The sequence below is a fragment of the Rhizobium sp. WSM1274 genome (assembly GCF_025200775.1).
Taxonomy (GTDB): Bacteria; Pseudomonadota; Alphaproteobacteria; order Rhizobiales; family Rhizobiaceae; genus Rhizobium; species Rhizobium leguminosarum_I.
In genome coordinates this window covers 1,892,523-1,905,807 of sequence record NZ_CP104138.1, presented here as the reverse complement: position 1 = coordinate 1,905,807, position 13,285 = coordinate 1,892,523, and the positions used below count along the sequence as shown (strand labels likewise).

At 61.7% G+C, this 13,285-nt stretch carries 11 protein-coding genes; 2 read left to right on the top strand and 9 right to left on the bottom strand.

Annotated features, from left to right (window positions below; translation table 11 throughout):
- Positions 1 to 11: 11 nt before the first annotated feature.
- The 6 genes from N2600_RS09685 to N2600_RS09660 all read right to left on the bottom strand — a co-directional run bounded on the left by N2600_RS09685 (position 12) and on the right by N2600_RS09660 (position 6,282).
- On the bottom strand, positions 12 to 1,409 hold the full coding sequence (locus tag N2600_RS09685; protein ID WP_017964160.1) for a pyruvate dehydrogenase complex E1 component subunit beta: 1,398 nt from the start codon (positions 1,407 to 1,409) through the stop codon (positions 12 to 14).
- 15 nt (positions 1,410 to 1,424) lie between these two features.
- The gene (pdhA, locus tag N2600_RS09680; RefSeq protein ID WP_017964159.1) at positions 1,425 to 2,471 is read right to left on the bottom strand and encodes a pyruvate dehydrogenase (acetyl-transferring) E1 component subunit alpha; all 1,047 of its coding nucleotides are present in this window, start codon (positions 2,469 to 2,471) and stop codon (positions 1,425 to 1,427) included.
- Between the two features lie 146 nt (positions 2,472 to 2,617).
- On the bottom strand, positions 2,618 to 2,938 hold the full coding sequence (locus N2600_RS09675) for an FtsB family cell division protein (protein WP_017964158.1): 321 nt from the start codon (positions 2,936 to 2,938) through the stop codon (positions 2,618 to 2,620).
- A gap of 188 nt (positions 2,939 to 3,126) precedes the next feature.
- A complete protein-coding gene (gene eno, locus N2600_RS09670; protein WP_017964157.1) occupies positions 3,127 to 4,401 on the bottom strand; it encodes a phosphopyruvate hydratase in 1,275 nt (424 codons plus the stop codon).
- A gap of 142 nt (positions 4,402 to 4,543) precedes the next feature.
- The gene (kdsA, locus tag N2600_RS09665; RefSeq protein ID WP_017964156.1) at positions 4,544 to 5,389 is read right to left on the bottom strand and encodes a 3-deoxy-8-phosphooctulonate synthase; all 846 of its coding nucleotides are present in this window, start codon (positions 5,387 to 5,389) and stop codon (positions 4,544 to 4,546) included.
- On the bottom strand, positions 5,386 to 6,282 hold the full coding sequence (locus N2600_RS09660; protein WP_260298660.1) for a VOC family protein: 897 nt from the start codon (positions 6,280 to 6,282) through the stop codon (positions 5,386 to 5,388). The genes kdsA and N2600_RS09660 overlap by 4 nt, the downstream gene beginning before the upstream one ends.
- A 197-nt stretch (positions 6,283 to 6,479) precedes the next feature.
- Between N2600_RS09660 and lexA the strand changes: the two genes are divergently transcribed.
- Positions 6,480 to 7,199, top strand: a complete 720-nt coding sequence (gene lexA / locus N2600_RS09655; protein WP_017964154.1) for a transcriptional repressor LexA — start codon at positions 6,480 to 6,482, stop codon at positions 7,197 to 7,199.
- On the opposite strand, the gene N2600_RS09650 is transcribed toward lexA, so the two are convergent.
- Entirely contained in the window at positions 7,180 to 9,612 is a 2,433-nt protein-coding gene (locus N2600_RS09650) for a ComEC/Rec2 family competence protein (RefSeq protein WP_260298659.1), read from the bottom strand. The two genes, lexA and N2600_RS09650, sit on opposite strands and share 20 nt — an antisense overlap.
- 290 nt (positions 9,613 to 9,902) lie before the next feature.
- Here N2600_RS09650 and gltA point away from each other — a divergent pair, with 290 nt between their 5' ends.
- Positions 9,903 to 11,192: a citrate synthase gene (gene gltA / locus N2600_RS09645; RefSeq protein ID WP_017964153.1), complete on the top strand. Its 1,290-nt coding sequence runs from the start codon at positions 9,903 to 9,905 to the stop codon at positions 11,190 to 11,192.
- 36 nt (positions 11,193 to 11,228) lie between these two features.
- Here gltA and lpxB read toward each other — a convergent pair whose 3' ends face one another.
- Both lpxB and N2600_RS09635 read right to left on the bottom strand, forming a co-directional pair.
- Entirely contained in the window at positions 11,229 to 12,407 is a 1,179-nt protein-coding gene (gene lpxB / locus N2600_RS09640) for a lipid-A-disaccharide synthase (RefSeq protein ID WP_260298658.1), read from the bottom strand.
- Positions 12,404 to 13,285: an LpxI family protein gene (locus N2600_RS09635; RefSeq protein WP_017964151.1), complete on the bottom strand. Its 882-nt coding sequence runs from the start codon at positions 13,283 to 13,285 to the stop codon at positions 12,404 to 12,406. Before N2600_RS09635 ends, lpxB begins: the two co-directional genes overlap by 4 nt.

The window sequence follows — 13,285 nt, the reverse complement described above, 5'->3', positions numbered from 1 at the left end:
ACACCCTCCCCTTATTTGTAGCAAACAGCCTTCACCGCATCGACCACTTCGCCGACGTTCGGAAGGGCGAGTTTTTCGAGATTGGCGGCGTAAGGCATCGGAACGTCCTTGCCTGCGATCGTCAGGATCGGCGCATCGAGATAGTCGAAGGCCTGCTGCATGACGCGGGTGGCGATTTCGGTGCCGACGGAGGACTGGGGATAACCCTCCTCGACGGTGACCAGACGGCCGGTCTTCTTCACCGATTCGATGACAGTCGGCAGGTCCATCGGGCGGATGGTGCGAAGGTCGATCAGCTCGACGTCGATGCCGATCTTCTCGAGTTCGGCGACAGCCTTGGTGGCATAGCTCATGCCGATGCCGAAGGAGACGACCGTGACGTCCTTGCCCGGACGATGGACGCGGGCCTTGCCGATCGGCAGCACGAAATTGTCGAGCTTCGGCACGTCGAAGTGCTGACCGTAGAGAATTTCGTTTTCGAGGAAGATGACCGGGTTCGGATCGCGGATCGCAGCCTTCAGCAGGCCCTTGGCGTCGGATGCCGTATAGGGCATGACGACCTTCAGGCCGGGGATGGCGCTATACCAGGCAGCATAATCCTGGCTGTGCTGGGCGCCGACGCGAGCGGCTGCACCATTCGGACCGCGGAAGACGATCGGAGCGCCCATCTGGCCGCCGGACATATAAAGCGTCTTGGCGGCGGAGTTGATGATCTGGTCGATCGCCTGCATGGCGAAGTTGAAGGTCATGAACTCGACGATCGGCCGAAGGCCGGCCATGGCTGCACCGACGCCGACGCCGGCAAAGCCATGCTCGGTGATCGGCGTATCGACGACGCGGCGGGGTCCAAATTCCTGCAGCAGCCCCTGCGTGACCTTGTAAGCGCCCTGGTATTCGGCGACTTCCTCGCCCATGACGAAGACGTTTTCGTCGGCGCGCATTTCCTCGGCCATGGCGTCGCGTAGCGCTTCGCGCACGGTCGTCGACACCATTTCGGTGCCGGCCGGGATTTCCGGATCGTTCTGCACCTGGGCTTTCGGCTCGGCCGGAACGGGTGCGGATGCCGGAGTTGCGGCAGCCGGCTTTTCCTCTTGCGCGGCCTGCGGTGCAGCAGCAGGAGCCGGCGCTGCTGCCGGAGCGGACGCAGACATGTCGGATGCGGATTCACCGTCCTGCAGGAGAACGGCGATCTTGGCGTTCACCTTGACGCCTTCGGTTCCGGCAGGAACCAGAAGCTTGCCGATGACGCCTTCGTCGACGGCTTCGACTTCCATCGTCGCCTTGTCGGTTTCGATTTCGGCGATCACGTCGCCTGAGGTGACCTTGTCACCTTCCTGCTTCAGCCATTTGGACAGTGTGCCTTCTTCCATGGTCGGAGAGAGGGCGGGCATGAGGATATCGATAGGCATGGGTTCCCTCCCCGATTAGAGCAGAATGTCGGTATAGAGCTCGGATACATCCGGCTCCGGATCGGCCTGGGCGAAGTCGGCGCTGTCGGCGACGATGTCGCGGACATCCTTGTCGATCGCCTTCAGATCGTCTTCGGAAGCCCAGCCCTTGTCGACGAGGCGTGCCTTCACCTGTTCGATCGGGTCATGCTCGGAGCGCATCTTCTGCACCTCGTCCTTGGAGCGATACTTCGCCGGGTCGGACATGGAGTGACCGCGATAACGATAGGTCAGCATTTCGAGAATGATCGGGCCCTTGCCGGAACGGCAATGTTCGAGCGCTTCGTCGGCGGCCGCCTTGACGGCGCGGACGTCCATGCCGTCGACCTGAATGCCGGGGATGCCGAAGCCGGATCCGCGAAGCGAATAGTTCGACTGCGCGGTGGCGCGGGCGGTCGAGGTGCCCATGGCGTAACGGTTGTTCTCGACGATATAGACGATCGGCAGCTTCCAGAGAGCCGCCATGTTGAAGCTCTCGTAGACCTGGCCCTGGTTGGCAGCGCCGTCGCCGAAATAGGCAATGGAAACATTGTCGTTGCCGCGGTAGCGGTTTGCGAAGGCAAGACCCGTTCCGAGCGAGACCTGGGCGCCGACGATGCCGTGACCGCCGTAGAAATGCTTCTCTTTCGAGAACATGTGCATCGAGCCGCCCTTGCCGTGGGAATAGCCGCTGCGACGCCCGGTCAGTTCCGCCATGACGCCGCGCGCTTCCATGCCGGTTGCCAGCATATGGCCGTGGTCGCGATAGGCGGTGATGACCTGGTCGCCTTCCTTCTGCGCCATCTGCATGCCGACGACGACAGCTTCCTGACCGATGTAGAGGTGACAAAAGCCGCCGATGAAGCCCATGCCGTAAAGCTGACCGGCCTTCTCCTCGAAGCGGCGGATCAGCAGCATCTCGCGATAGGCCTTCAGCTCTTCATTGCGATCGAAGTCGGCTACCGGGCCGCCATTCGATGCTTTGGCTGCCGGTTTTGCTGCAGTTTTGCGGCTGGAAACGGTCGCGGTCTTTCGCGGCGCCATTCAACCCTCCCTATGGGTTTGTCGTTTCTTGGTGGCGCGTACCATAGGGAAGAAACATGACCACAGCAATGCCATAATTGCATGGCTCGTATTCAGTGCTAAGCTACTGGAAATAAGTATGAAAATTCCAATGAACCTGTTTTCGGTTAATTGGAATAATGGTTGAAGACGACGATCTCGTCCGCACGCGACATGTTGAGCTGATAACGCGCTTTTTCGTCCAGCATATCCTTGTCGAGCGAACCGTCACTCAGCAGCGCGACCTGATTTTCCAGATGTTCGCGCTTCGCCTTCAAGACTGCAAGCTCTTTTTCACGCGCAACACGCTGATGCTCGAACGTCTCCGTCGCGCGCAGGCCGTAATCGCCATGGATGCAATGATAACCGAAATAGGAAAGGAAGGCGACCGTCATGGCCGGAATGACGAAGCGACCGATCTTTCTCTTCTTATGATGCTTTGTCCACATACACGCATGCTCTTGAACGCATTACCAATTCGTTCAATCTAGCGCGCAGAGATTAACCGTTCGTTGACTCAAAAAATCGGGCAATAAAAAACCCGCGCCGGTGAACTGACCCCCGAAAGTTGGACATCCAACCTTCGGGGGTCAGTTCACGGGAAGGCGCGGGTCAAGCCATTGGAAATCAGATCCGATCAGCCGCGAATGATCGAGCGGCCGGCATACTGGGCCTGCGGGCCGAGGCCCTCTTCGATGCGGATCAGCTGGTTGTACTTGGCAAGACGGTCGGAGCGCGACAGCGAGCCGGTCTTGATCTGACCGCAGTTGGTGGCGACCGCGAGATCGGCGATGGTCGAATCTTCGGTTTCGCCGGAGCGGTGCGACATGACGGCGGTATAGGCCGCCTTGTGCGCCGTGTTGACGGCATCGAGCGTCTCCGTCAGCGTGCCGATCTGGTTGACCTTGACGAGGATCGAGTTGGCAACACCCATGCGGATGCCGTCGCGAAGACGGGCGGAGTTGGTGACGAAGAGATCGTCGCCGACGAGCTGGGTCTTTTTGCCAGCCAGGTCGGTCAGCGTCTTCCAGCCGTCCCAATCGTCTTCGGCCATGCCGTCCTCGATCGAGATGATCGGATACTTGCCGGCGAGCTCGGCCAGATATTCGGCCATGGCGCCCGATTCCAGCGTGCGGCCTTCACCTTCGAGAACGTATTTGCCATCCTTGAAGAATTCGGTCGAGGCGCAGTCTAGGCCGAGGCACATGTCGTCGCCCGGCTTGTAGCCGGCTTTCTCGATCGACTTCATGATGAAGTCGAGGGCTTCCGGCGCGCTCTTCAGACCCGGTGCGAAACCGCCTTCGTCGCCGACATTGGTGTTGTGGCCCTGGCTAGCAAGTTCCTTGCGCAGCGTATGGAAGACTTCCGAACCCATGCGCACGGCTTCGGCGATCGAATCGGCGCCGACCGGCAGGATCATGAACTCCTGGAAATCGATCGGGTTGTCCGCGTGGGCGCCGCCGTTGATGATGTTCATCATCGGCACCGGCAGCAGGCTGGCGGAAGCACCGCCGACGTAGCGGTAGAGCGGCAGGCCGGACGCCTGGGCGGCAGCCTTGGCGACGGCGAGCGACACGCCGAGGATGGCGTTGGCGCCGAGGCGCGACTTGTTCGGCGTGCCGTCCAGCTCGATCATGATGTTGTCGATCTGGATCTGGTTTTCGGCGTCGATGCCGCCGATCGCGTCGAAGATCTCGGTGTTGGCGGCTTCGACCGCCTTTTCGACGCCCTTGCCCAAGTAGCGCTTGCCGCCGTCGCGCAGTTCGACCGCCTCATGCGCGCCCGTCGAGGCACCCGAGGGAACGGCCGCGCGGCCCATGCTGCCATCTTCGAGATAGACATCGACTTCGACGGTGGGGTTGCCACGGCTATCGAGAATCTCGCGGGCGATGATATCGGTGATTGCAGTCATGGGTTCTTCCTGCTCGGTGGGTGATAAGTCGGTTCGAAACCTGTCTTAGTCGAAGGCGTGCAAATTACAATGCTGCAATTTCCAGCCCTTCGGACCGTGTTCGGATCTCGCCTATAGCACGATCATGTCAGGCTGTTGAACGTCAAGCCTTGGCGACCGCATCGAAGGCGAGTAGCTTTTCAAGCAGCCGCGGCATGTCCTTGAGATAGACCATGTTGGGGCCGTCGGAAGGTGCATTGTCGGGGTCCTGGTGGGTTTCGACGAACACGCCGGCGATACCGGTAGCCACCGCTGCGCGCGCCAGCGTTTCCACGAATTCCCGCTGACCGCCGGAGGATTCGCCCTGCCCGCCCGGCTGCGCCACGGAATGGGTCGCATCGAAGATAACGGGGGCGCCCATCGCCGCCATGATCGGCAGCGAACGCATGTCGGAAACCAGCGTGTTGTAACCGAAAGAGGCGCCGCGCTCGCACAGCAGCACGTTCGGATTGCCACTGGCATTGAGCTTCTTCAGAACGTTCTTCATATCCCAGGGAGCGAGGAACTGGCCCTTCTTGACGTTGACGACGCGGCCGGTCTTGGCCGCGGCAATAAGAAGGTCGGTCTGGCGGCAAAGGAAGGCCGGGATCTGCAGGACGTCGACGATCTTTGCCACCTCGGCGCATTGTTCGGCGGTATGAACGTCGGTCAGGACGGGAAAGCCGAATTCCTTCTTGAGGTCGGCAAAGACCTCCATGCCCTTTTCGATCCCGATACCGCGTTCGGCCGAGAGCGAGGTCCGGTTCGCCTTGTCGAAGGAACTCTTGTAGACGAGGCCGATGCCGAGCCTTCCGCAAAGCTCCTTCAGCGTGCCGGCGACCATGAAGGCGTGGTCGCGGCTCTCCATCTGGCAGGGACCGGCAATTAGCGACAGGCGGCCGGTATTGGAAAAGGTGACCTGGCCTTGGCCTTCGCCGACCCTGACGTCGGAATTCGTATCAGTGCTCATCGTGTTTCCTCGAAGGCGAAGAGCGTGCCCTGCCCGGGCGCGGGCTTCACCAGAATGCGATTGTTCTTGCGCGTGTATGTCACCCCGTTAGCAGCCAAATGCGCTTCTGTCACGGCAAGATCGGCAACAGCAAAGAGGATTGCCCGGCCGCGCAGGCCGCGATCTGCGGATGAGCCGGCGATGTCGAAATAGGCCTCCAGCCCTTCCGGCGTCATCAGACCGATTTTCGCATTTGACGCCGCGACATTGACGCCGAAACCGGTTTTCTCGACTGCCGATTGCGCCGCTGCAAGGCCGACGAAGGCAGCGAATGCGGCCGGTTCCGGCGCGCAAAGCGCGATCTCCGTTATGCCGGTCACGCCATTGGCATGCGTCTCCAGCGCGGCGCGGTCGGCCGGCAGCGGATTGATACGCTCGACGGTGAAGAGCAAGAGATCAGGCGCGCGCAGGTCGCCGGCAAAAGCCAGCTTGAAGCCGGCAATCGTCTCGGAGCCGTCCGGCATCGTCATCGGCCGGTTGAACTGCAGCATCTCCCCGGCGCTCGACCCGTTGCCGACGAAATCCTGATGATCGATGCCGGCATCCTTGCTGCCGAAGGCCACCGCCGAAAGCCCCTCCGCGCCGCAACGGAAGCGGAAAGCCCGGTTGCGAGCGGTGAAGACATTGCCTCGTCGCGCCGATGCCTCGCTCTCCTCGACGCTCGCGATCCCGAGCGGCTCCAGATAGGTCTTGTCGGCAAAGAAGACGCAGGCATTCTTCGTTCCGAAGGGATGGCGCGCATCGGCGGCAACGGTGAAGCCGAGCTTGCCGAGCCTTTCGCGCGCCAGATCGATGTCGACGACCGGCAGCACGACATGATCCAGCGGGTACGGTTTGGTGGAATGCGTGTTCATCATATCCCTCCTCAAATCGGCAAGAGATGTGCGACAGCGCCACCCTCAATGCAAGACATGTGTCCAATCCGGCGAATGAAAATAAGAATCTCGACGAGTTGGTTCCAAGTTTTACGGAAATTTAGCTACTTGCGGAACACATATGGAACATATAGTGTCTGTTCTGGATTTGTTTCAATCACGAGGTCACAACGTCGATGCTCACGCGCAAACAACAGGAGCTTCTCCTTTTCATTCATGAGCGCATGAAGGAATCCGGCGTTCCGCCATCTTTCGACGAAATGAAGGATGCCCTGGACCTCGCTTCGAAGTCCGGGATTCATCGCTTGATTACAGCGCTCGAGGAACGTGGCTTCATTCGCCGCCTACCGAACCGGGCCCGCGCGATCGAGGTCATCAAGCTTCCGGAGGCCTACAGCCCCAGCATCCAGCCGCGGCGTGGCTTTTCGCCGAGCGTCATCGAGGGCAGCCTCGGCAAGCCACAGCCGGTCGCCGCTCCTGCCCCTGCAAAACCCGTCGCCGACAACGGCAACTCGGTCTCCGTGCCGGTCATGGGCCGCATCGCCGCCGGTGTTCCGATCTCGGCGATCCAGAACAACACCCACGACATCGTCGTTCCGGCCGACATGCTCGGTTCCGGTGAACATTATGCGCTGGAGGTCAAGGGCGATTCGATGATCGACGCCGGCATCTTTGACGGCGACACCGTGATCATCCGCAACGGCAGCACCGCAAGTCCTGGCGACATCGTCGTTGCTCTCGTCGACGACGAGGAAGCGACACTCAAACGCTTCCGCCGCAAGGGCGCCTCGATTGCGCTCGAAGCCGCCAACCCGGCTTACGAGACCCGGATTTTCGGGCCGGACCGTGTCAAGGTTCAGGGCAAGCTCGTCGGTCTTATTCGCCGCTATCACTGACCTTGGCTAGACCGGGCTCGGTAAAACTATTGCTGCGCCAGTCATAGGCGCGATGGCGCATCCATGGCCGCGACAATGCATCGAATGCGGTTGCCACCTCCAGGCCGGCGTTCGTGAAGCGCAACTCGACGGAACCGGTCCTGCGCAGCGTTTCACCGGTGAAGAGCGTCGCACCTGAGCGGCAGCTGTTGAAGCGCAGGCGGACCGACGTCACGACGATATCGGCGGCGTCGCATGCGGGGCCGAGATAGGCGGCATTGTCGATGACGGCCACGACCTGGCCATTGCCAAGCCTTGATGTGCACCAGGCCTTTTTGACGCAGGAAAAGCGGTTTGCTTCACCGGCCGCTGCGGCTGCACGCATCGCGGTCCTCGCTTCGGTCTGCTGATCGCGGGAAAGCCTGACGCGGCGGTCTTCTCCCTCCGGCGGGATAGCAGGACCATCCAGCATCTTCGGCGGATCATGCGTCGGCAGGACCAGCGCTCTCTGCCATTGGTCGAAGATGAAATCCGGCGGTCGTTCACGGTTGGACGCCATTGCTGCCGCCTCGACGACCGCGACGAGATTGCCATCCTCCGAAATCACCAGATCCGGCGGCCGGGGAACCGGTAGAAGGAACAGGATGAGCGTCGAGACTGCGATGATCGATGTGCCGGAATGGCGCAGTCGCGTCCGGAGCAGCGTCAGCAGAAGAAAGCCTGCCACGGCGACCGCGAAATACCAGCCGGGCAAACGGCCAACGTCGATATTGCCGCCCCAGCCGGATACCGTCTTTGCGACCGCGATCACCAGATCGAGGCCGAATCCGACGACCTTCCAGGCCCAAACATCCAGACCGAAAGGCATGAGCAGCATCGCCAGCAGCCCGGCCGGCATGACGATAAAGGAGATGATCGGCATCGTCGCGAGGTTTGCCGGCAGGCCATAGGCGGTCAGGCGATGAAAATGGTCGATCGAAAACAGCGCGGTTGAAAAGCCGCCGATCAGCGACGTCAGGAAGACGCCGCCGAAGAAACCCGCAACCGTAACGACCGGCCTGATGATCGGCAGCTTGAGGAAGGCGTTTTCGCGGACGCGCCGGTCCTTCCACAGCTGATAGCCCGAGACCAGCGCCAATGTCGCGGCAAAGGACATCTGGAAGCTCGGACCCAAGACCTCGGACGGCGAAATGGCGATGATGACGAGCGCGGAGAGCGCGACATTGCGCAGGCTGATCGACGGCCGGTCGAAGAAGACGGCAATCAACATGATGGCCATCATGATGAAGGCGCGTTCGGCAGAGACCCCAAAGCCCGAGATCAGGAAATAGGCGGTCACGGCGATGAGCGCGCCGGCGGCAGCGATCTTCTTCGTCGGATAGGCCTCAGCGACGCCGGGAAAGAGGCTGAGCAACATCCGGAACCCAACGAAGAAGATACCGGCCGACAGCGCCATGTTGAGGCCGGAGATGGCGACGATATGAGCCAGGCCGGACTGGCGCAGCGCTTCCGTCGTCTCATTCGAGATGGCGCGCCGCTCGTCCGTCACCAGAGCAGCGGCGAAAGCGCCGGTGTCGCCAGGCAAGATCGACCTTATGCGGTCGCCAATGCCGCTGCGCAGCCGGTAGAGCCCTTCGAGCAGAGCTTCCCACGTCGATCTTGCCGCCTGCGGACCTGCCTGCCAGTCGACCTTCGACGGCGCGCCGTAGAAGAAGCCGTTCGCGCCGATTCCATCGAAATAGGCACCGAAGGAGAAGTCGTTGAGCTCAGGAAGTGCTGGACCTGCCGGCGGCGTCAGCCGCGCCCTGCCGGTTATGATATCACCGATCTCGAAGGGCGCGTCTGCGCCGCGGGTGATCGCGGTTATGCGTTCGGGCGACCGCTTCACTTCCGGCGCCTCCGTACCGGTGACGGCAAGAATGTAGCGCCACCGGCCGCGACCGTCGCCTTCGCGCCGTTCCACACGGCCGGTCACCGTCGTCGTGACGGCGGAATCGAGGATCACGGTCGAAGCCCGCCAGCTCTCGAGCTGCGCGGAGGCCATGCCGCAGGCCACAAGTGCAAGCGCCAGCAGCGTTGCCCGCAATGCCGCCCGGCTGCGGCTGGCGATGAGAACGGCGACGATCAGCAGCAACAGGCAGAGCAGCGATGCAACGAGCGGAAAGTCCGATGCCGCGAGAAACCAGAAGGCTGACCCGGCACCGAGGAAGACAGGCGAGACAAGCAGCAGACGGCCGTGGTCCGCCTCTTCGCTCAGCATCCGCATGCCGATACGCAGCGATTGCGAGGCTGCTGCCGGCAGCCGGTGCCGCAAGGGGCTCGTCGACTGCGTTCTTGTCGGGCGCGTCACCATGACAGGTGGAGAAAAACCGGCGGAGTCGGCGAGGCCTTCGCCTGCTTCCGGCCGCAATTCGACTGTGGTCAACTCCTGCATGTGCCGCCCAAGCCCAGCTGCGAAGGCGGCCAGAATGCAACCTCCGATCAAATCCGGCAAGCATAATCGATTGAAATACGAGGGAAAATCGCAAGCGCCAAAAGACGAGTTGAATCATCGGCTTCCGATATGCGTGCGGCTCATCGCTGCAGTGCCTAAAAGGTGATACCGCAATGCACAAAATGCCGTCACGGTAACTTGGCATTAGCTTCGCGATCATATAGCTATCGGTGAGGACGCTTAACCCCTATGGCGCTTTTATGGCGCCACCGCCATTTCGGAGGATCAGCATGACGGATCAAAGCGCTACAATAAAAATCGGTGACAAGTCTGTCGACCTTGCTGTCAAAAGCGGCACGATCGGCCCGAGCGTCATCGATATCGGTGCCCTCTACAAGAATACGGCTTCCTTCACCTACGATCCGGGTTTCACCTCGACGGCATCCTGTGAATCGAAAATCACTTACATCGACGGCGACGAAGGTGTCCTGTTGCACCGCGGCTATCCGATCGAGCAGCTCGCCGAGCATGGCGACTTCCTCGAGGTCTGCTACCTGCTGCTTTACGGCGAACTGCCGACCACCGTGCAGAAGAAGGATTTCGATTATCGCGTCACGCACCACACCATGGTGCACGAGCAGATGAGCCGCTTCTTCACCGGCTTCCGCCGCGATGCGCATCCGATGGCCGTCATGTGCGGCTGCGTCGGCGCGCTGTCGGCCTTCTATCACGACTCCACCGACATCACCGATCCGCACCAGCGCATGGTCGCCAGCCTGCGCATGATCGCCAAGATGCCGACGCTTGCCGCCATGGCCTACAAGTACCATATCGGCCAGCCCTTCGTTTATCCGAAGAACGACCTCGACTATGCCTCGAACTTCCTGCGCATGTGCTTTGCCGTGCCTTGCGAGGAATATGTGGTCAATCCGGTGCTTGCCCGCGCCATGGACCGCATCTTCATCCTGCATGCCGATCACGAGCAAAACGCCTCGACCTCGACCGTCCGTCTCGCCGGTTCGTCGGGCGCCAACCCGTTCGCCTGCATCGCCGCCGGCATCGCCTGCCTCTGGGGCCCCGCCCACGGCGGCGCCAACGAAGCAGCCCTCAACATGCTGACGGAAATCGGCACGGTCGACCACATTCCGGAATATGTCGCTCGCGCCAAGGACAAGAACGATCCGTTCCGCCTGATGGGCTTCGGTCACCGTGTCTACAAGAACTATGATCCGCGCGCCAAGATCATGCAGAAAACGACGCATGAAGTGCTCGGCGAACTCGGCATCAAGGACGATCCATTGCTCGAAGTGGCCATGGAGTTGGAGCGCATCGCGCTCACCGACGAATATTTCATCGAGAAGAAGCTCTATCCGAACATCGACTTCTATTCCGGAATCACGCTGAAGGCGCTGGGCTTCCCCACGACCATGTTCACCGTGCTCTTCGCGCTCGCCCGCACCGTCGGCTGGATTGCGCAGTGGAACGAGATGATCGAGGATCCGGAACAGCGCATCGGCCGTCCGCGCCAGCTCTATGTCGGCGAACCGAAGCGCGATTACATCCCGGTTTCAAAGCGCTGATCGCTTCAAAGGAACCCAAAAGAAAACCCGGTCAGTTCAGAAACGACCGGGTTTTTTCTTTTTCAAGACGTCGAGAAGGATCTCGGCAGCGTGCTCGCCGGGCGGCTTTTCGGTCTGCATGCGTTGCCAGACGAGATCATAACCCTCGTTCATCGCCTTCAGTTGGAACGTGTCGGCCGACAGCCGCTCCATCCAGCGCGCCAGGCTGGCGCCGCGGACGATCTCGTTCAGATATTCCGGCACGACGGCATAATCGGCGATGATATTGGGCAATGCGCCCGTCCACACCTTGATGCGCGGGGCGAGCAGGCGGATGATCCAATCCGTCTTGTAGACGGACACCGTCGGCACGCCGGCAAGGGCGAGTTCGAGGATCACCGTGCCGGAGGCTGCCATCGCCGCATCCGCTTCGGCAAAGGCCTTCCATTTCTGCGCCGGCCCGACCGCCACCTCCGGCGGTGTAGCCCAACCGGCAACCAGACCCTTCACCAGCGCTTCGTTGTGCGGCACGGTCGGCAGCAGGAATCGCATCGGGCCGTTGCGGGCGACGAGTTCATTGGCCGCATCCTCGAAGAACGGCAGGAGTTTGGCGATTTCGGAGGATCTTGACCCCGGAAGCATCAGGATGGTCTTGCCCGCTTCCCCGACGGATGCCCTCCCGGCGCGCAGCCGCCGCGCTTCGAGCAGCGCCGGATCAGCGATCAGGCGATGGCCGACATAGGTGGTCTCAGGCCCGCCGAGCGCACGCATCGTCGCCGGCTCGAAGGGCAGGACGGCGAGCACATGATCGACATAGGGCAGCATGCGCGTGGCGCGATATTCCTTCCAGGCCCAGACGCTCGGACAGACATAATTGACGACAGGCAGATCAGGCAGTGCGGTCCGGACACGCTTAGCGACTCGGTGGGTGAAGTCTGGGCTATCGATAATGAGAAGTATGTCCGGCCTTGCGGCGACGACGGCAGCCGTTGTCTTCCGGATCAGCGTATAGAGCCTTGGCAGCCGGCTCAGCACCTGGGTGATGCCCATGATCGACAGCTCGGAAAAATCGAACAGCGATTTCAAACCTTGGGCCTGAAGCCCCTCGCCGCCGACACCGACGAGTTTGATCGGTCCGGCATGGATCCGCTTCAGGGCCGCAACCAGATCGGCGCCGAGCAGGTCGCCCGACACCTCGCCGGCAATGACGGCGATCTTCAGCGGCGCCCCGGTCATTCGAGCCCCCATGCCGGCAGCTCGCGATCGATGCCGCAGACGAAAAGCCCGGCCTCATCGGCGGCCTTGAGGACGGCGGCGCGATCGAGCACCAGCGAACGGCCTGCCTCGACCGCCACGCCGCCAAGGCCCGCCTTCTTTGCATTCAGGACCGTGGAAACGCCGATCGCCGGCAGGTCGGCACGGATGTCCTGTTGCGGCTTGCAGAGCTTGACAAGCGCGCCGCGGCGGCGCGGAGAGATGCGTCCGGCGGCTCTGAGACCGGCGACACGCTCCAACATCTCGTCCGTGCCCTCAAGACCCTCCAGCGCGACGATACGCCCGCCGATGGCGACGGCGCCTTGGCCGACATCGAGCCGGCCGAGCATTTCGGCGGCTTCCGCTGCACGGTTGATATCGCGCCGGTCTTCTTCGCCCGGTATCGCCGTGCCGAGCGGGCCGACGGCGGCAAGAAGGTCGGGGGCGATCTCATGGGCACCGACGACACGCCTGCCGTTTCCCTCGATCAGCCGGATCACCATCTGCAGCACCTTATCGTCGCCGCCTGACAACAAGGTGCGGATCACGGCCGGCATCTTCATCAGAGTGCGCAGCGTCGGGCGCACCTCGCGCCATTCCGGCCGGCGCCGCACGCTGCCGGACATGACCACACGGCCGATGCCGTAGCGGTTCAAGAGGCCCTCGAGAGCTGCAAAATCGCCGATGCCGATGACGGCATGGTCATACGCTTCCCAACGCCGGTCGCTTTCATCCTTCAGCGCGACGATGACGGGATTTTCGCCCGCCGCGCGCGCGGCTTCGGCGACATAGGAAGGCAGAAGGCCGCCGCCGGCGATGATCGCCAGCCGGCCCGCAGCGGTGTCGCCTGATAAAGCCAC

What these genes read in the sequence shown, in the direction of transcription:
- N2600_RS09685 (WP_017964160.1), bottom strand. Translation starts at nt 1,409, where the DNA reads ATGCCTATCGATATCCTCATGCCCGCCCTCTCTCCGACCATGGAAGAA.
- kdsA (WP_017964156.1), bottom strand. Translation starts at nt 5,389, where the DNA reads ATGAGCACTGATACGAATTCCGACGTCAGGGTCGGCGAAGGCCAAGGC.
- lexA (WP_017964154.1), top strand. Translation starts at nt 6,480, where the DNA reads ATGCTCACGCGCAAACAACAGGAGCTTCTCCTTTTCATTCATGAGCGC.
- lpxB (WP_260298658.1), bottom strand. Translation starts at nt 12,407, where the DNA reads ATGACCGGGGCGCCGCTGAAGATCGCCGTCATTGCCGGCGAGGTGTCG.
- N2600_RS09675 (WP_017964158.1), bottom strand. Translation starts at nt 2,938, where the DNA reads ATGTGGACAAAGCATCATAAGAAGAGAAAGATCGGTCGCTTCGTCATT.
- N2600_RS09650 (WP_260298659.1), bottom strand. Translation starts at nt 9,612, where the DNA reads ATGCAGGAGTTGACCACAGTCGAATTGCGGCCGGAAGCAGGCGAAGGC.
- N2600_RS09660 (WP_260298660.1), bottom strand. Translation starts at nt 6,282, where the DNA reads ATGAACACGCATTCCACCAAACCGTACCCGCTGGATCATGTCGTGCTG.
- pdhA (WP_017964159.1), bottom strand. Translation starts at nt 2,471, where the DNA reads ATGGCGCCGCGAAAGACCGCGACCGTTTCCAGCCGCAAAACTGCAGCA.
- gltA (WP_017964153.1), top strand. Translation starts at nt 9,903, where the DNA reads ATGACGGATCAAAGCGCTACAATAAAAATCGGTGACAAGTCTGTCGAC.
- eno (WP_017964157.1), bottom strand. Translation starts at nt 4,401, where the DNA reads ATGACTGCAATCACCGATATCATCGCCCGCGAGATTCTCGATAGCCGT.